16 protein-coding genes are annotated in these 17,913 nt (G+C 70.5%); 7 read left to right on the forward strand and 9 right to left on the reverse strand.

Going from position 1 to position 17,913, the window contains the following annotated elements; translation table 11 throughout:
• Entirely contained in the window at positions 1 to 1,674 is a 1,674-nt protein-coding gene (locus tag ABD810_RS32890; RefSeq protein WP_344949782.1) for a glycosyltransferase, read from the forward strand.
• A 9-nt stretch (positions 1,675 to 1,683) separates the two neighbouring features.
• Here the strand turns inward: ABD810_RS32890 and ABD810_RS32895 are convergent, their stop codons facing one another.
• From ABD810_RS32895 to ABD810_RS32920, 6 genes are all read right to left on the reverse strand, one after another.
• Positions 1,684 to 3,408: a glycosyltransferase gene (locus ABD810_RS32895; protein WP_344949785.1), complete on the reverse strand. Its 1,725-nt coding sequence runs from the start codon at positions 3,406 to 3,408 to the stop codon at positions 1,684 to 1,686.
• Complete coding sequence (locus tag ABD810_RS32900; protein ID WP_344949788.1) at positions 3,405 to 4,502, reverse strand: glycosyltransferase family 2 protein; 1,098 nt, start codon at positions 4,500 to 4,502, stop codon at positions 3,405 to 3,407. The genes ABD810_RS32895 and ABD810_RS32900 overlap by 4 nt, the downstream gene beginning before the upstream one ends.
• 64 nt (positions 4,503 to 4,566) lie before the next feature.
• Positions 4,567 to 5,853, reverse strand: a complete 1,287-nt coding sequence (locus ABD810_RS32905; RefSeq protein ID WP_344950107.1) for a homoserine dehydrogenase — start codon at positions 5,851 to 5,853, stop codon at positions 4,567 to 4,569.
• Between the two features lie 122 nt (positions 5,854 to 5,975).
• On the reverse strand, positions 5,976 to 7,358 hold the full coding sequence (lysA, locus tag ABD810_RS32910; protein ID WP_344949791.1) for a diaminopimelate decarboxylase: 1,383 nt from the start codon (positions 7,356 to 7,358) through the stop codon (positions 5,976 to 5,978).
• Between the two features lie 127 nt (positions 7,359 to 7,485).
• Positions 7,486 to 8,373, reverse strand: coding sequence for a DALR anticodon-binding domain-containing protein (locus tag ABD810_RS32915; RefSeq protein ID WP_344949794.1), 888 nt, complete (start codon positions 8,371 to 8,373; stop codon positions 7,486 to 7,488).
• A 237-nt stretch (positions 8,374 to 8,610) separates the two neighbouring features.
• Entirely contained in the window at positions 8,611 to 9,012 is a 402-nt protein-coding gene (locus ABD810_RS32920) for a winged helix-turn-helix transcriptional regulator (protein WP_344949797.1), read from the reverse strand.
• 133 nt (positions 9,013 to 9,145) lie between these two features.
• On the opposite strand from ABD810_RS32920, the gene ABD810_RS32925 reads away from it, so the two are divergent.
• A complete protein-coding gene (locus tag ABD810_RS32925) occupies positions 9,146 to 9,796 on the forward strand; it encodes an NADPH-dependent F420 reductase (protein ID WP_344949800.1) in 651 nt (216 codons plus the stop codon).
• Between the two features lie 23 nt (positions 9,797 to 9,819).
• Here the strand turns inward: ABD810_RS32925 and ABD810_RS32930 are convergent, their stop codons facing one another.
• Positions 9,820 to 9,978 carry a hypothetical protein gene (locus tag ABD810_RS32930; RefSeq protein WP_344949803.1) on the reverse strand — a complete coding sequence of 53 codons (159 nt, stop codon included), beginning with the start codon at positions 9,976 to 9,978 and terminating at the stop codon, positions 9,820 to 9,822.
• Positions 9,979 to 10,214: 236 nt separating this feature from the next.
• Between ABD810_RS32930 and ABD810_RS32935 the strand changes: the two genes are divergently transcribed.
• Together ABD810_RS32935 and ABD810_RS32940 are read left to right on the forward strand one after the other, a co-directional pair.
• Complete coding sequence (locus tag ABD810_RS32935) at positions 10,215 to 11,552, forward strand: S1 family peptidase (RefSeq protein ID WP_344949806.1); 1,338 nt, start codon at positions 10,215 to 10,217, stop codon at positions 11,550 to 11,552.
• A gap of 50 nt (positions 11,553 to 11,602) precedes the next feature.
• The gene (locus ABD810_RS32940; protein ID WP_344949810.1) at positions 11,603 to 12,493 is read left to right on the forward strand and encodes a diacylglycerol/lipid kinase family protein; all 891 of its coding nucleotides are present in this window, start codon (positions 11,603 to 11,605) and stop codon (positions 12,491 to 12,493) included.
• A 76-nt stretch (positions 12,494 to 12,569) separates the two neighbouring features.
• Here the strand turns inward: ABD810_RS32940 and ABD810_RS32950 are convergent, their stop codons facing one another.
• Both ABD810_RS32950 and ABD810_RS32955 read right to left on the reverse strand, forming a co-directional pair.
• Complete coding sequence (locus ABD810_RS32950; RefSeq protein WP_344949813.1) at positions 12,570 to 13,790, reverse strand: MFS transporter; 1,221 nt, start codon at positions 13,788 to 13,790, stop codon at positions 12,570 to 12,572.
• Positions 13,790 to 14,365 (reverse strand): helix-turn-helix domain-containing protein, encoded by a 576-nt coding sequence (locus tag ABD810_RS32955; RefSeq protein WP_344949815.1) that lies wholly within the window; start codon positions 14,363 to 14,365, stop codon positions 13,790 to 13,792. The genes ABD810_RS32950 and ABD810_RS32955 overlap by 1 nt, the downstream gene beginning before the upstream one ends.
• A 202-nt stretch (positions 14,366 to 14,567) precedes the next feature.
• On the opposite strand from ABD810_RS32955, the gene ABD810_RS32960 reads away from it, so the two are divergent.
• The 3 genes from ABD810_RS32960 to ABD810_RS32970 all read left to right on the forward strand — a co-directional run bounded on the left by ABD810_RS32960 (position 14,568) and on the right by ABD810_RS32970 (position 17,857).
• Positions 14,568 to 15,245: a nucleotidyltransferase domain-containing protein gene (locus ABD810_RS32960; protein ID WP_344949818.1), complete on the forward strand. Its 678-nt coding sequence runs from the start codon at positions 14,568 to 14,570 to the stop codon at positions 15,243 to 15,245.
• Between the two features lie 348 nt (positions 15,246 to 15,593).
• Entirely contained in the window at positions 15,594 to 16,409 is an 816-nt protein-coding gene (locus ABD810_RS32965; protein WP_344949821.1) for an alpha/beta fold hydrolase, read from the forward strand.
• A gap of 152 nt (positions 16,410 to 16,561) precedes the next feature.
• The gene (locus ABD810_RS32970; protein ID WP_344949824.1) at positions 16,562 to 17,857 is read left to right on the forward strand and encodes an ROK family protein; all 1,296 of its coding nucleotides are present in this window, start codon (positions 16,562 to 16,564) and stop codon (positions 17,855 to 17,857) included.
• Positions 17,858 to 17,913 lie beyond the last annotated feature (56 nt).

Genomic DNA, 17,913 nt, shown 5'->3' on the forward strand with positions numbered 1-17,913 from the left:
ATGACTGAGACCACCCGCCTCACGGCCGCGGCGCACGACCGGCCCAGGATCCGCCATAACGACTACTCCCCGCTCGTGCCGCCTCCGCTGGGCGAGTGGACACCCGAACTGCCGGTGAGCGTGGTCATCCCGGCCTACGGCGGGCAGCACCGCCTCGACCTGACGCTCGCCGCGCTGGCGACGCAGACCTACCCGCCGGGCCTCATGGAGGTCATCGTCGTCGACGACGGCAGCGACCCGCCGCTGCGGCTGCCCGACATCCGCCCGCAGAACACGCGCCTGGTCCCGGCCGCGCCCGGCGGCTGGGGTACGGCTCACGCGCTCAACACCGCGGTGCGCCTGGCCGAGGGGGAGATCGTCCAGCGCGTCGACGCCGACATGGTGATCTGCCGCGAGCACATCGAGGCTCTCATGCGCTGGCACCACCTCACCGACTACGTGGTCACGATCGGCGCCAAGGTGTTCGTGGACGAGCCTTCCCTGACGGCCGCCGAGGTGCACGCGGCCGTACGCGACGGCGTGCTTGAGTCGCTGTTCGACATGTCCGCCGCGGTCCCGAGTTCCACCGAGGCGACCATCCGCCGCCTGGACGGGCTGCGCGCGAGCAAGAATCCGTATCACGTCTGCACCGGGCCGACGGTCTCGTTCCGTCGGGCGCTCTTCCAGCGGGTCGGCGGCCTCGACCCCGAGGTGCTCCGGGGTGAGGACACCGAGTTCGCCTACCGGCTGGCGATGAGCGGCGCCGTGTTCGTGCCCGACATGGAGGCGCGGGCCATCCACCTCGGGCTTCCGGCGCAGCGTGTGGACAAGGAGGCGACCGTCCGGGTCGTGGCTCCCTTCCTGGCCCACCGGGTGCCGCTCCGCCGTGACCTGCGCAAGGAGCCCGGCAGGCGATGGCTGGTCCCCTACGCCGAGGTGGTCCTCGACACCGAGGGCTCCACGGAGGCGGAGGTACGGGCGGCCGTGAGCGCGGCGCTCGGCGGCAGCCTGCCGGACATCGCGGTCACGCTCGTGGGGCCGTGGGCGGAGCTGCCCTCGGGACGCCATCGGGTGCTGGGCGATCCGGATTTCGAGGCGCGGCTGGTCCGGGAGCAGTACCGCCACGACGACGGCGTCCGGCTCGCCCCTGCGGTGGCTCCTGATCCCTTCCCCGTCCCGTTCCGGTACACCGGGCCGGTGGACGTGCCGCTGGGACACCGCTCGCTGGAGCTCATGATCAAGGCGGTGACCGACGACCGCGCCGGGTTGCTCGTGGTGGAGTTCCCCGGCGGCCGGACGGCGCGGCTGGAGCGCACCGACGCCGTCAACCGCGCCCGGCTGCTCGTCTCCCCCGGTGAGGACCTCGACGAGGTGATCGAGCAGACCCATGGCGTACGGCACGGCATGGCGGCCGAGTTCTGGCCTCGGGCGGCCGACAAGGCCGAACGACCAGGCGAACGCAGTCCCGCACCGTCCAAGCCCAAGGCGGCCACGCCCGAAGCCTCGCGGTCGAAGGCGGCACCATCCGAGGCCTCGCCATCCAAGCAGGCACCTTCCGAAGCCGCGCCGTCCAAGCAGGCACCTTCCGAAGCCGCGCCGTCCAAGCAGGCACCTTCCGAAGCCGCGCCGTCCAGGCCGGCACCGCCCCGCGAGAAGCTGGTCAGACGCCTGCGATCGGCTCTGCGAGGCGACTGAACGGCCCGGTTAGGCGGGGCCGTTCGGTGACGGGCCTTCCGTGCCCGGATCCGCGGGTGTGGCGGTGCCGGGCCCGGCCGTGGCCGCCGCTCCCGGGAGGCCGGGGCGCCGGGCCGAGATCCGCTTGATCACGCTGCGCAGACGGCCGGCCTTCAGGGCGGTGACCTCGCGGCGCAGCCCGCCCACCTCGCGGCGCAGGTCGACGGCGGACTTGCGCCACCGGCCGGCCTCCTCACGCCACTTGCCCACCTGACCGCGTAGCCGCTCGACCTCCTTGGTCAGCTTCACCACCTCGGCCTCGGTCTCCAGCCTGGCGCGGTAGGCCATCCGGCGGCCCTTGCCGGGGGTCGTCTCGGAGGCGGGCAGGAAGCCCAGTGTCTCGCCGTCGATCCACAGCGCGCCGTAGACGTCGTCGACCGCCTCGTCGTACTCGTACGAGGACGCCTCCTCGTGCCGCTCCATCACCAGGGCGGCGCGGGCGAAGGCCGCGCGGCGTTCGAGGCGGGCGGTGGTCACGCCATCGGCGGTCTCGGCGAGCAGGATGCCGACCAGGCCGTGTCCGCCCTCGACCGCGAGGTCGAGCAGGCGGGCCAGGGTGTCCTCCCCCGGCACCCAGCCCGCGGGAAGGCGCAGCCGGAACGGCGCCAGGCGCTCGGCCTCGGCCGCCGTCAGGCGTACCCGTCCTTCGTAGGCGTAGTGGCCGTGGATCAGCGTCAGGTCGAGACGGGGGTTGGTGAGCGGCGCGCGCCGCTCGGGCTCCATGGTGTCCCACGGCCCGGTCAGCAGCACCGAGACGTCGGGAACGGTGCCGGCGAGGACGGCGTCCACGGTGGCACGGGTCTCCTCGTAGCCCTCGGCCCGCACCGCGACCTCGAGATACGGCACCTTCCACTGGCGCGACGGATGGGCGCGCAGCCAGCGGTACTGCGGGACACGGTCGCCGATCAGCGCGTGGCTGACCCGGTCGATCGGCTGCTTGTCCCGCATCCGCATCGACGGACCCAGATGGAACCCCCGGGCCAGCGGTTCGGGGATGAACACCGCTCCGGCCTGGGCCAGGCGGTATCCCATCTCGGTGTCCTGGCCGAGGATGAGCTCCTCGTCCATGGGCCCGGCGGCCTCGATGAGCCCGCGGTTGACCGAGGTGGCCCCGCCGACATGCAGGCTGAAGGCCCGGTTGGGGGTCTCGGTCAGGCCGTTGGTGCGCTCCACGAGGTCGACGAGCCATTCGTGGGGCTCAGCGGGCTCGAAGAGCTTGGCGAGGTCGTCCGCCCCTGCCACGACGGCGGGCGAGGGCAGCGCGGCCGTCGTGAACCGCAGGTAGCTGGTCACGACGAGGTAGGAGGCCAGGTGGTGCCACCGCATGTGCGCCTCGACCTCGTGGCGGTCGGCGACCACGTCGGAGTCGAGCCAGTGGATGATCTCGCCGGTCGCCGCCGCGAGCCCGGCGTTCCGCGCGTTGGCCCTGCCGGGCGTGTCGCAGACGATCAGCCGGGTGTCCGCGGGGCGGATCTCCGGCATGCGCAGGGCCGGACTGCTGCCGTTGTCGACCACGACGACCTCGAGCAGTTCCTCGGGGTAGGTCTGCGCGGCGAGGCCGGCGAGGGCCAGGTCGAGCTTGTCCTGGCCGTTGTAGGCGGGGACCACGATGCTGACCCGCAGGCTCGGCGTCCATGCGCCGAGGGGAGGCGGGTCGAGCACGGTGTAGTCGTTGCCACGGATCCGCCGCGTCATGAGTTTTCCAGGATCTCGCTGGGACGGAAGCCACGCCATTGGTTCGCCGCGACGCGCAGGAAGTGGGCGAGGGGAAGCTGCCAGGTGTGGCCGGCGGCGAGGGATCGCCGCAGGACGTAGCCCAGCCCTTGGGTGCGGTAGATGCGGGCGCCGGCGGCGTGCGCGGTCTTCAGGAACTGCGCGTCCACCCCCCGCGGCACCCCCTCAAACCCGCCTATTTCCTTAAATTTCGCCCGAGCGAGGAAGATCGTACCCCCGGCGACGTGATCCGACCAGATCTCGCTGGTGTAGTCGGTGCGGCGGATGGTGACGTCGAGCGGCTCCAGGTAGAAGAACTCCGCCGCCGTGCCCACGATGTCGGCCCCGCTGTAGGAACGGGCGAGCAGCAGATCGGACAGGTGCTCCGGGGAGTACCAGTCGTCGTCGTCCCACTTGGCGATCTCGTCGCCGCCGGCCAGGGCCGCCGCCTGGTTCAGCACCTCGCCGAACGGCGTGGCCGTGTCCGCCTCCACCACCGTGAGCGGCAGGGGGAAATCGGCCACGGCCCGGCGTACGTCCTCGTGGGAGGCCGGGACGCCGTGCAGCCCGAGCAGGACCTCCACCTCGACGTGGCGCTGGCGGGCGATCTGGCCGAGCGCCGACCCGAGCAGGTGTGGCCGCTTGCTGGACATCACCACGCTCACCTTGGGTACCGTGCGTGGGATGGCGTGGCGCCGCAGCCGCAGGCTGTGCTCCTCCCTGCGCAGGTCGCCCACCGAGCGGAGCGACTCCTCGCGGCGTCCGGGCGCCCAGGAGCCCAGCAGCTCCGCGAGGCCGGGATCGGCCTGCGCGACCCAGACGGGCACGTCGTCCGCGTGCACCGGAACACCGGCGGCGGCCAGGCCGAGGATCGTCTCCAGCACGCCGGACCGCTCCTGCGGCCAGCGGACGCGCAACCCCTCGTAGGGACGCAGCCGTACGATGTCGGCCGCGGTCAGCGGAAGGTCCGCGGCCTCACCGGCGAGCACCGGCCGCCCACCCTCGAAGGCCAGCTCGGCCGGGCCCGCCGACGGGGTCCGTACGTAGCCGAGCGGTGTCGGGTCGCCCTCTCCCAAAGCGCTACCTCTCAATCGGGCCCCGCCGGGGCGGGGACGACACCTCGCGGACCCGGCATCCGGATCAGGGCGTGTCTTCGCCCTCGACGCGCATCACGCTGGTCACGCCTCTGACGATGTCGAGCTCGCGCAGGCCCTCTATCGTCGCGGAGAGCGCCGCGTCGCTGGCCCGGTGGGTGACCAGCACGAGCTGGGCGTCATCGCCGTGACCCTCCTGGCGGACGGTCTGGATCGACACGTCGTGCTTGGAGAAGATGTCGGCGACCCGTGCCAGCACGCCCGGCTTGTCGGCGACGTCCAGGGAGACGTGGTAGCGCGTGACCGTCTCGCCCATCGGATGGACGGTGAGGTCGGCGTAGGTGGACTCCTGCGGCCCGTGGATGCCCGCGAGGCGGTTGCGTGCCACGGCCACGAGGTCGCCCAGCACCGCCGAGGCGGTCGGCGCCCCGCCCGCGCCCTTGCCGTAGAACATCAGCTGCCCGGCGGACTCGGCCTCCACGAAGACCGCGTTGTACGCCTCGCGGACCCCGGCCAGCGGATGGCTCCTCGGGATCATCGCCGGATGGACGCGGACGCCGACCGAGCGGCCGTCGTCGGACCTGGCGCAGATGGCCAGCAGCTTGATGACGTACCCCATGGCCTTTGCGCTGGCCACGTCGGTCGCGGTGATCTCGGTGATGCCCTCGCGGTGCACGTCGGCGGCCGTCACCCGGCTGTGGAAGGCGAGCCCGGCCAGGATGGCGGCCTTGGCCGCGGCGTCGAAGCCCTCGACGTCGGCGGTCGGGTCCGCCTCGGCGTATCCCAGCGACTGGGCCTCCTCCAGCGCGTCGGTGAAGGAGGTGCCGGTGGAGTCCATCTTGTCGAGGATGTAGTTGGTGGTGCCGTTGACGATGCCAAGCACCCGGTGCACCCGGTCGCCCGCCAGCGACTCTCGCAGCGGGCGGAGCAGGGGGATCGCCCCGGCCACGCTGGCCTCGAAGTACAGATCGACGCCGTGTTCCTTGGCGGAGCCGTGGACCGTGGCGCCGTCCTCGGCGAGCAGGGCCTTGTTGGCCGTGACGATCGACTTGCCGCCGGCCATGGCGGCCACCATGAGCGACCGCGCCGGCTCGATGCCACCGATCACCTCGACGACGATGTCGACGTCGTCCCTGCTCACCAGGGCCTCGGCGTCGGTCGTCAGCAGCGCGGGGTCGACGTCGCCCTCGCGCTTGCGTCCGAGGCGCCTGACCGCCACCCCGGCCAGCTCCAGCGGCGCGCCGACGCGGGCGGCGAGGTCGTCGGCCTGTTCGTGCATCAGCCGTACGACCTGCGAGCCGACCACGCCGCAGCCGAGCAGCGCGACCTTCAGCGGCCGGGACTCACCCGGTTTTTCGTGCTTGCCCCGCTTGTCCGGAATCGGTGGCTCCTGAGGCCGCTCGAACACCGCCTCGGCGCCCGGCGCCTCCTGTGGCACTTCCGATGCGGCAGATGTCACTCTTGCCCCCTCAACAGGTCGTCCTCGGTCTCCCTGTGCACGATGACGCGGGACACACCGTCCCGCACCGCCACCACCGCGGGCTTCGGCAGGTAGTTGTAGTTGTGCGCCAGCGACCGGCAGTAGGCGCCGGTGGCGGGGACCACGAGCAGGTCGCCCGCGGCGATGTCGCCGGGCAGCCAGACGTCGCGGACCACGATGTCACCGCTCTCGCAGTGCTTGCCGACCACGCGCGACAGGGCGGGCGTGGCGTCGCTGGACCGGGACGCCAGCACGCAGGTGTAGTCGGCCCCGTACAGAGCGGTGCGGAGGTTGTCGCTCATGCCGCCGTCGACGCTGACGTACGACCGCAGGCCCTCGACGTCCTTGACCGTGCCGACCTCGTACACCGTCACGCCGCCGGGACCGGAGATGGCCCGTCCCGGCTCGACGGTGAGCCGGGGGACCGGGAGGCCGGCGTCCTCGCAGACCCTGGAGACGATCTCGCGCAGGCTGTCGGCGATCACCTTGATGTCGGGCGCGTCGTCGCCTTCGACGTAGGCGATGCCGTACCCGCCGCCGAGGTCGAGCTCGGGCAGGAAGACGCCGTGCTCCTGCTTGATTTGCGTCAGCAGCACGGCCAGGCGCCGCGCGGCCACCTCGAAGCCCGCCGTGTCGAAGATCTGGGAGCCGATGTGGGAGTGCAGGCCGACGAGCTCAAGCTGCGGCATGGCCAGCACCCGGCGCGCGGCCTCGGCCGCGGCGCCGCTGTTGAGCGACAGGCCGAACTTCTGGTCGTCGTGGGCCGTGGCGATGAACTCGTGCGTATGCGCCTCGACGCCGGTGGTCACACGGATCTGGATCTTGGGACGCACTCCCAGCTCGCCGGCGAGGTAGCCGACGCGGGCGATCTCGTCGAAGGAGTCGACGACGATGTGGCCCACTCCGACCCGAAGGGCCCTCTCGAGCTCGGCGTACGACTTGTTGTTGCCGTGGAGCGCGATGCGAGCGGGCGGGAAGCCGACGCTCAGCGCCACGGCGAGCTCGCCGCCGCTGCAGACGTCGAGGCCGAGTCCCTCCTGGTCGACCCAGCGCGCGACCTCCTTGCACAAGAACGCCTTGCCCGCGTAGTAGACGTCGTCGCCGGGGAAGGCGGCCTTGTAGTCGCGGCAGCGGGACCGGAAATCGTCCTCGTCGACCACGTACAGCGGCGTGCCGTACTCTCGGGCGAGATCGCGGACGTCCACGCCGGCGATCGTGATCGCTCCATCCACGCGGCCGGTCGATCGCGGCCAGATGGTGGGGACGAGCGTGTTGAGGTCTGCGGGGGCCTGCGGAGGGCGCTCCTCATGCGGGACATCCGCGTGCCGGTCACCGGCAGGATGGGCGAATCGACTCACCCGAACGAGGCTATCCGACCCCGTGATCCCCCCGCGCCCGATGCCCAACCTGCGAGACGGCAGTATGGAAGATCTCCAGAGCTTGATGCCGCCAGGCGTGCCATTTCCGGCTTATTGCCCGATTTAGTCATATTTTGTCGGGTGGGGTCTGTCCCAGCGCTGTCAGGCCCTCGGCGAGGACCTTGCGTACGGCCCGCGCCATGCGGAGCCGGGCGGCGTGCGCCGCTGAGGGCGGCTCGTCCCCCTTGGGGATCGCGGGGGCGTGCTCGAAGGCGTCGTGGTAGGCCTCGGCGAGCCGCTCCAGGTACGCCGGCCAGCCGGGATCGCGCCCGGCCCGCCTGCTCGGCAGCTCGGCCAGCAGCCTCAGGACCGCCCGGTCGTACGGGCCGCCGAGCAACTCGGGCCGGAACCCCCTGTCTTCCCCGGGCACCCCCGCCCCTTCCTCGGGCAGCCCCACCCCTTCGCCGGGCACCCCCGCCCCTTCGCCGAGCACCCCCACCCCTTCCTCGGGTGGCCCGGGCGGGCCGGTACGGCACCCCCACTCCGCACCCATGCCAAGGTCGCGGGCCCATCCCTGGACCCATCCCGCCCGCACGTAGGCGTACCGCACGACGAACCCGGGATTCCTCCACGTACGCGGCGCATCAGGCCAGACCGACTCCATCCGCCCCGGAGACACCGCACTCCCGGACACCGCACTCCCGGACACCGCGCCTTCGGGCGGCCCGGCGGGCTCGGTCAGGATCTCGCGGACGATCTCGCCGGGCTCGGCCACCTCGATCACCAGGAAACCGTTCGGGCGCACGTGGACCGTCCGCACTCCCGGCACGGCGCGCACCCGCGCCGCCAGGTCCTCGGCCGCCTCCCGCACGGGCGCGGTCCCGGGGCCCCTCACAGCCGCGCGCCCGGTTCCGCCCGCCCGCCGCAGCGCGGCCGGCGACACGTACACCGCCTCCCTCTGCCACGACCCTTCGGGGACGGGCGGCGAACCGAGGACGTCCCGCAGCGCGTCCACGACCCTCACCTCGGCACCCCCGCAACGCGTCCAGAACCACCTGCCGTACTCGCGACGCCGCCACGACCAGCACTACCCCGCCAGGGAGATGTCTGCACGACGAAGACCGCGGCCTCGTACCCAGCCTGGAAGACCGCGATCTCGTACCCTCTCATATCGGCCGGGCGGCATGAACGTGGACTGGTCGGCGAGAAATGTCCGCCTCCGCGCGATCATGACCGGGGACAGACGAGGTGGCTAGGTGCCGGTACGGGGATGAGTCTGCCCCTGCTTCGCGAACCGGTCCTGCGCGTCAAGTACGTCTTCCGCGTAACGCGCGGCCCACGCGCCCATCGCCCGCATTGGGACGAGCAGCGCGCTACCAGCCTCCGTCAGCGCGTAGTCCACGCGAGGCGGTGCCTCTGCGTACGCCCGGCGCTCGACCAGGCCGTTGTACTCCAAGCGCCGCAGTGCCTCGTTGAGGACCTTGGGACTGATCCCGCCGATTCGGGTGACCAGCGCTCGCGGCCGCATAGGACCAGTCTTGCCGAGCGTGTACACCACGACACTGTCCCAGCGGTTCGCAAGCACCTCGAACGCGACGCGCGCTTGACAGTCGGATGTGTACGCAAGCTCCGACAGGCCGGGGAGCTTCTCCATGTCCTCATCCTGCCCGATCTGATGGACACCGCGCGGTGTGCATCAGCCCGCCTAACGTCACGAACCGGTGTTCCATCTCGGATCACCTCGGAACACGCCGGATCGCTGACGATTCGGGGACAGGAGTTACATCATGCGCATCGGCATCCTCGGCACGGGCACGATGGCCACGACGCTGGGCGGCGCGTGGGTTCGCGCGGGGCACGACGTCCTCGTCGGTGGACGCAACCGGGCAGCGGCTGCAGCGACCGCGGCCCGCATCGGTGCTGCCAGGCACGGAAGCCTCGCGGACGGGGCGACTCACGGCGATATCGTCCTCGCGGCGGTCCCGGCGGACGTGGCACCCGAGTTGGTCAAGGGGCTCGCCGACATCCTCACCGGGCGGACGGTGATCGACTGCACGAACCCCATCGTGCCAACCGACGACGGCTTGGTGCTGTCGACAGGCGGCGTGACGTCGATCGCCCAGCGGATGGCGAACGCCGCACCGGGCGCCCATGTGGCCAAGGCGTTCAACCTGTGCCACGAAAGCATCTGGACGCTGCCACTGCCGGTGTTCGAGGGTGCCCCGCTGGCCGTGCCGTTCTGCGGTGACGACCCAAGGAGCCTCGATCAGGTCGCTGCACTGATCACGTCGATGGGCTGCACGCCCGTGCCCTGCGGCGGGCTGTCTCGCGCGGTCTACGTCGAGGCGACGGCGGCGTTCGCGATCGGGGTGTGGTGGTCTGGAGCGGAGGCGCGGTTCGCCTTCCCGACACCGGCGCAGGCCCCGCAGAATCCCTAGCACCGCAAAGATCCTTAAGGGGTTCAGTCGATCACTCGGCGTGATCGCTGGTTCTGGCCGGTCAGCAGGACCGAGTCCTGGGTGCGGTCGCGGGTGGTCGCCTGTGCCACCAGCGCACCCCCGGACGGGGAAGCGGCATGGACCCACACCTTGATCGCGCAGCAGTTGACTGATGTGGGCATCTCCCCCTCCCCGGTCGGGCGGATCCTCACCGAGGCCGACCTGGCCGGGGCATCGCCGGTTCAAGGTCACCTACACCCCCATACATGCGAGAACCCAACCCCTCAGGGATCTGTGCGGCGCGGCGCTAGATACAGCCGCAAACCACGCTATCCCTCCGACCTGGTCGGTAAGCGGCATGCAAGTCGGGTTCCAGCAGGGCATCACACACTTCCCGCATAACACAGGAGGTGTGACCATGCATCGATCATTGCGGGTGGCAGTGGCGGCGGTGGCAGTGGCCCTGCCCGCCATCACGGTTTCGCAGGCGAACGCGTCGGCCCAGGTTGCCGAGACAGCCCCGCACAAGGCGGCGGTCGGCACACGATTAGCGGCCCGGACCGATCCGGCGGTCCAGTTGATCTCGCTGGAGTACAGCGCGACGGTCAGGGTGCCCAAAGCAGCGCCGAAACGGGCGTTCACCGCCTTGTTCGCCAAGGCCGCGCGGCACGCCAAGGCAGGTCGCATTCCCGCCGATCACCAGAGCCAGGTCAAGTGGGTTCTTCGTACGGCCAGAGCGCACATCGATCGCTATCTCGCGCCGGCCCGGCCGCAGCGGTCGGCAAAGGTGGTCACCGGAGCATGGTGCACAGGGTGGTGGGTGACTCCGGACGGGTACATGGTCACCGGCTCGCACTGCGTAGGCAAGAGCAAGGCCCAACTGCGTACGAGCTTCGCCGCGAACGCCCTGCCTAAGATCAACTCTGCGGACGTCAACGGCTTCCTGAAGTCCATCATGAAGGTCGCCCAGCCCGATGACGAGCTGGTCAAGTTGGCGGGCACGGTGTTCGCCCGGTTCAACGCCGACAAGATGCGCGTGACCGGCCTCAAGCGGTATCTCAGCGTCGTCTCGGCCGTTCCCGGCGGCGGCATGGACAAGACGGCCAAGGTAACGCCCGTCGCTCTGGTCGCCAGGGGCCGGGATTACCCGGGAGTGGACTTCGCCCTGCTGAAGATGAAGGGCGCGCGGAACCTTCCCACGGTGCCCCTTGGCCAGGACACCGACGTCCGGGTGGGCGACGTCCTCTACATCAACGGGTTCCCGGGACTGGTCACCAACAGCCCGGTCTTCAACCCGCGGTCGAAGCTGTACCCCGCGCTGACCGAAGGCGCCTACAACGCCAAGCGGACCACCATCCTCGGTGTGCCGTACATCCAGGCTCAGGCGCCGTCGTACGGTGGCAACTCAGGCGGACCGGTGTTCAGCGAGAACGGCAAGGTCATCGGGACGCTGATCGCGGGATCCGTCGACCCGATCACGGGGGACAGCGCCGAGAACCACAGCTTCATCCTTCCCGTGAGCATCATCAAGAAGAGGCTCGCCGCCGCCCGGGTCACCGCTTCCGAGTCGTCCACCACCCGGGTGTACAACTCCGCGCTCGACGACTTCTTCGCCTACCGCTACAGGGCCGCGCTGCCGAAGTTCCGTAAGGTGCGTGCGCTCTATCCCGCGCATCCCTACGTGGCCACCTACATCAACGACACGCGGAAGGCCATCGCCGCGGGCAAGGACAGGACGCCGAAGGCCAAAGCCTGATCAAGGGCGAAGGGCCGGTGAACGCCGTTTTCGTGGGTAGTCAGGAGGACATGTCTCCCACGGTCGCGGTCATCGCGCATAGCAAGAAGACGTTCGGCGGCGGGCTGGACAAGCTCCGCATCCTCATCGCCGAGCAGGACGTCGGCAAGCTGCTGTGGCACGAGGTGCCCAAGAGCAAGAAGGCGCCCAAGCAGGTACGCAAGGCGTTGAAGGAGGGGGCCGAGCTGGTCTTGGTCTGGGGCGGCGACGGCATGGTCCAGCGCTGCGCCGACGCCCTGGCCGGGTCGGGGGTCCCGATGGCCGTCCTCCCGGCGGGGACGGCCAACCTGTTCGCCGCCAACCTGGACATTCCGCAGGACCTCGACGAGGCCGTGCGGATCGGCTTCCACGGCGTGCGGAAGAAGCTGGACCTGGGCATGCTCAACGGCGAGCACTTCGCGGTGATGGCGGGGGCCGGGTTCGAGGCCGAGATGATCGCCGACGCCGACCGGGGCTCCAAACAGCGGCTCGGCCGCCTGGCCTATTTCGGAACGGCGGTACGGCACGTCGGCGGGCCCCTCGTGCCGATGAAGATCAAGGTCGACGGCGCGTCGTGGTTCGACGGAGAGGCGAGTTGCCTGCTGCTCGGCAACGTCGGCACGATCACCGGCGGCATCGAGGCCTTCGACGACGCCCGGCCCGACGACGGCTGGCTGGAGGTCGGGGTCTCCACCGCCCAGGGGCCGGTCCAGTGGGCTCGTGTGATCGGCAGGATGGCCACGGGCCGCTCCGAGGACTCCCCCTTCGTCCGCATAACCCGGGCCAGGAAGATCACCGCCACCTTCGGCAGCTCGCTGACCTACGAACTCGACGGCGGCGACCGCGACCCCACCTCCAAGATCAAGGCCCGGGTCGTCCCTGGCGCCCTGACGGTCTGCGTCCCCGGCCCGGGCACCGCGTAGGTTCCGGCGCGCCTGCCCATCCGCTGGGAGATCAGAGCCGACATCCACCAAGCCTTCCTCGGCCTGGCCTGCGCCCTCATCTGCCGGCGCCGCCTCGCCTCATCGCGTCAGGAGTTCTCAGCCCTAGGACGAACATCGCGGCGCCTGCGGCGGCCAGGACCGCGATGGTGGCGAAGACCGGGCGCGAACCGGCGACCTGCAGCGCAGGCCCGGCGGCTACGGAACCGATGAATCCAGCCAGGTTCTCGGTGGTGGTCACCGCGGCCAGGACGTGCGGTCTCCGGTCGGGCGGCGTACGCAGCGTGAAACGCGTGATGAAGGTCGCCGCGAGGACCGGCGTGGCCAGCCCGGTGAGAAACAACCCGACGGCTACAACGACCGGTCGCTCAACGAGCAGCAGCCACAGCGGCACACTCAGGAGCACCGCCGCCGCGGTCAGGGCAGTGGTGCCCATCCGGCTCAGCGCGGTGACCGCGAGCAGGCTGCCGAGCGCGAGGCCGGCACCGTTTGCCGCGATGAGCAGGCCCAACGTGCGGGGGTTGCCGCCGAGGTCGTGCAGGACCAGCACCGGTAGGCAGAGGAAGATGGCGGGGATCGTGAGCGTTACCAGGACCAGCGCGACGCCGAACAGACGCAGCGTGGGGTCGCTCAGCACCTGACGGTAGCCGCCGCCTTTCGCAGGATGCGTCTCCGAGCCCGTCGCGGGACCCTTCTCTGGCGATCGCACGAAGGCGAGCACGATCAGGAACGATACGAAATACGTCCCGGCATCGATCCAGAGGACCTCCGCCGGGCCGAGCAACGCGATCAGGACGCCACCGACGGCGGGCCCTGCGAGCGCGGCGATCCTGGTCGCCCCGTCGATAAGGCTGTTGGCACGGCCGACGAGGTTCTCGTCGGTGCCCCGCATGGGGCCCAGCAACTCGGGCACGATCAAACGCTGAGAAGAGACGTACGGCGTGGTGAACGCGCCGAGTCCGAACGACACCGCGAGCAGGATCGGTAGGTTCAGACCGCCGGCCAGGTGCAGCAGCGGGATCGACGCCATCAGCGGCACGCGGGCCGCGTCGCCGATCAGCATGGTTCGCCGCGCGCCGAGCCAGGCGACCAGCTTGCCGCTGGACAGCCCCACGATCACCACGCCCACAAACTCGACGGTCAGGACAAGGCTCATCTTCACCGGCGAGCCGGTGGTGACCAGCACGAACCACGGCAATGCCAGCAGGGTGAGCCAGGACCCGAATGTGGACAGCAGCTTCGCGGTGAACAGGGCGAGCAGGCCCGGCGTGCACAGCATCAGCTCGGGCCGTCGTAGGTGGGTACGGCGTAGGCGAAGAACGCGACTTGGCGGGCACCCTCCTTGCGGGGGCGGTCGGCATTCGTGTACTCGGCGATGACGGCTCTGATCCGCTCGGTCACCTCGGTGAGTTCGGCGACATCGAGGTAGCCCATGTCCTCGCCGATCCAGGCCGCCTCCTGCCACGTGACGTCGAACTCGTCCTCATGACGCTGGAACTCGTCGAGCGCGGCCAGCCGCCGGGCGATGAACTGCTCCCGAAGCGCCCGGGAAGCGGTGGCGAACTCCGGCGAGCCGTCCCCGGTCGCGGTCCAGGTGATCCCCCGGCTGGTGGCCTGCCACGGCCGCTCCCGGCCATGCGCCAGATCGACGGCCGGCTCTACAAGTCCCCATTTCACCAACTGGCCGACGTGATAGCTGACGGATGCGGTCGACTCGCCGGTCAGGTCGGCCAGCCTCCTGCCGGTTGCCGGACCATCCACGGTCAGCAATTCGAGCAACTTGAGCCGGATCGGATGGGCGAGCGCGCGCAAGGCCCGCGGGTCGGTGATCTGCTTCCGAGACTGGGATGGCATCTAGCCAAGATATCTTGGCCAAGAAGTGTTGGTCAACGCCATGATGCTGACACGGCCCGAGCGAAGCGAGGCCCATATCCCGGTGGACGCGGGCTCGCGCGGACGGGCCGTTCACCTTTGTCACCGTGCGTGTGAGAGTGCGATGGAGCGGAGGAAGCCCCGAGTTCACGCCGGAAACCCATGTGCGCACTTGTGTCGGTAGATGGCAGCCTTGGGGCTCATGGAGGTCGTGGAGAAGCTGGTCGCCGATCACACCGTGCTGTCGGTGGTGGTCGGGTCCCGCGCCTACGGGTTGGAGACCGCCGACTCCGATACCGACCGTCGCGGCGTCTTCGTCACTCCGACCCCGCTGTTCTGGCGGCTGGACAAGCCGCCCACGCACCTCGATGGACCGCTGCCCGAACAGTTCTCCTGGGAGGTCGAACGCTTCTGCGTGCTCGCGCTACAGGCGAACCCGACGGTCCTGGAATGCCTGTGGTCCCCGATCGTCGAACACCTCACCCCTGAGGGCGAGGAACTTCTGGCCCTACGGCGGTGTTTCCTGTCGCGACGCGCCCAGCAGACGTTCCTGGAGTACGCCGGCGCCCTGTTCCGCCGGCTGGACCCCGACCGGCCGAAGTGGAAGCAGGCCATGCACATGCTCCGGCTGTTGCTGTCCGGACGTCACCTGCTGCGGTACGGCGAGCCGCTGGTGCAGGTGGGTGAGCACCGCGACCGGCTGCTGGCCGTGCGACGCGGAGAGATCCCGTGGCCGGAGGTCGATCGATGGCGGGCCGAGCTGACCGCCGACCTCGACCAAAGCACCGGCGTGCTGCCCGAGGCGCCCGATCGCGCCAGGGCCCAGGACTTCCTGGTGACCGTACGAAGAGCGAACCTGTGACCGCGGCAAAGACCTCGTCGCGGCCAAGAAGGCGGCCGAACATGGCGCCCTTCCCTCCGGCGCTCCGGGTCCGTCCATCCTCGGCACCGACGTCCAGCACCTCACCGCCACACTGGAACAGGCCCGGGAAGATTCCACGCTCCCCGATACCGCCTCCGCCCAGGAGACCCTGCACGACCTGGTGGTCCGCACCCGCCTCACCATCGATCGAGCATGAGTGCGCGTCGCACCAGCCCTTGGCTTTCCGGCAGGCTGACTTTCCCGCCGGCCGATGAGTTTCGCCGTCGGCCGGGGTCCTACTGTCGTCACCGCGACCGCGGACGGCCACTCACGGAGGGACCACCGACCATGACCACCACCCACACCCTCGATGTCCAAGGCGCGCGCCTGCGCTACGAGGTCCGCGGCGAGGGGCCGCTGCTGCTGGTCATGGGATCTCCCATGGCCGCCGCGGCCTTCGCGCCGCTGGCCGACGTGCTCGCGAGCGACCACACCGTCGTCACCCACGACCCAAGGGGCATCGCGGGCAGCCGTCTCGACGACCCCGAGCAGGACTCCACCCCCGAGCTCCGGGCGGACGACGTCGCCGCCCTCCTGGACGCGCTCGGAGCCGAGTCCGCCGACGTGTTCGGCAGCAGCGGCGGCGCGGTCACGGGGCTCGCCCTGGTCGCGAGGCATCCCGGGCGGGTGCGGACGCTCGTCGCGCACGAGCCTCCCCTGCTGGAGCTGCTCCCCGACGCCCCCGAGCAGCGCGCCGGGGTCGACGACGTCGTGGAGACCTTCCATCGGGAGGGGCAGGGAGCCGCGTGGATGAAGTTCATGGTGAACGCCGGATTCGACCTCGGCGCCGAGGGTGCCCCCACGCCTCCTCCAGGGGAGCCCTCGGAGCAGGACCTCGCCGACGCGGCCCGCTTCTTCGGCCATGAACTCCGGGGCACCACCCGCTACGTACCCGATGTCGCCGCCCTGACGGCCGGCCCGGCGCGGGTCGTCGTCGGCATCGGCGTCTCCTCGGGCGGCCTGGTGACGTACCGGACCTCCACGGTGCTGGCCGAGCTTCTCGGCACGTCGCCGGTCGAGTTCCCCGGCGACCACGGCGGCTTCATGGAGCAGCCCAAGGAGTTCGCCGAGGTACTGCGGAACGTACTGAGGGGTGAGGGCTGACCGGTGCGGCAGCGCACCGGGGCCGTGCTCCGACCGGGTGATGTGCTCACGTTGTGACAAAATCGGTTGTGTCGCTCGCGGTCGGTGTGGGTGTTCCGCCCCGCCGTCGCAGCGCACAACGATGACACCCCCGAGTCGTCAGGATCCCCACGATGCTGCAAGCCGGTCGGTCCCAGGAGGAGATTCGCCGGCACAATCTCGGCACCCTGCTCCGGCATGTGCACCTGGGCGGCCCGGTGTCCCGCACGGTGCTGGCCGACCGCATGGGGCTGAACCGCAGCACGATCATGGCGTTGACCGCGGACCTCACCGCGGCGGGCCTGGTCCGTGAGGAGCTCCCCGGGGACACCGGCAAGGCGGGCCGGCCGTCGCTGGTGGTACGGCCGGAGTCCCGCCGGGTGTACGTCCTGGCCTTCGACGTCCGCGTAGACCGGCTGGTCGCCGCCAGGGTCGGGCTGGGCGGGACGATCCTGGACCGCAGGGAGGCGGTCCGGGCGCGTGCCGGCGCCGACCTCGACGACGTGGTCGGGGTGCTCGCCGGGTTCGCCAGCGAGATGCACCGAAAGGCGCGTTCCGGCTCGGTGTGCGTCGGAGTCGGCGCGGCCTACTGTGGCATGATCCGGCCCGGTGACGGGATGGTGCGTTTCGGGCCGAACATGGGCTGGGTCGATCAGGCCTTCGGCACCGAGCTCGGCCTCAGGCTCGGGATGCCGGTGTCGGTGGGCAACGAGGCCCACCTCGGCGCGCTGGCCGAGCACGAACGCGGGGCCGGCATCGGTTTCGAGAACCTGATCTACCTGCACGGGGATGTCGGCGTCGGCGGCGGGATCATCGTCGGCGGCAAGCTGCTGGACGGCGACGGCGGGTACGGCTGCGAGGTCGGGCACATGATGGTCAACCCGTACAACGGGCGGCCCTGCGGGTGCGGCTCGCGAGGCTGTCTGGAGGCGGAGGTCGGCGAGCAGGCCCTCCTCGACGCCGCCTACCGCTCCGGCGAGCCGGTCGGCCGCGATGGCGTACGGGCCGCCGTGGTGACCGCCACCGACCGGTCGGGCGAGCCGGTCGGCCGCGATGCTGTACGGGCCGTGGTGGCCGCCGCCGATGACGGCGATATGAAGGCCCGGGAGGCGCTGCACCGGATCGGCGACTGGCTCGGCATCGGGGTGGCGAATCTGATCAACCTCTTCAACCCCGGCGTTGTGATCTTCGGCGGGATGCTGCGCGAGGTCTACCCGGGCTCGGCGGCCCAGGTCGAGAGCCGGATCGCGGCCAACGTGCTGGTGATCTCCCGGGAGAGGGTGCAGCTCCGGACCTCGGCCCTCGGGGACGACGCCACCCTGATCGGCGCGGCCGAACTCGCCTTCTCCGACCTCCTGACCAGCCCCCTGGAAGTGCTCGCCCACCTGACGTCACACCCCGAACAGACACTCACCCGCACAACACCATGATCCACAAGCAAGCCCTCACAGCAAACGGGCCTCGCTTCGCTCGGACTGCATTTTCA

The sequence above is a fragment of the Sphaerisporangium flaviroseum genome (genome assembly GCF_039537005.1).
GTDB classification, from domain to species: domain Bacteria; phylum Actinomycetota; class Actinomycetes; order Streptosporangiales; family Streptosporangiaceae; genus Sphaerisporangium; species Sphaerisporangium flaviroseum.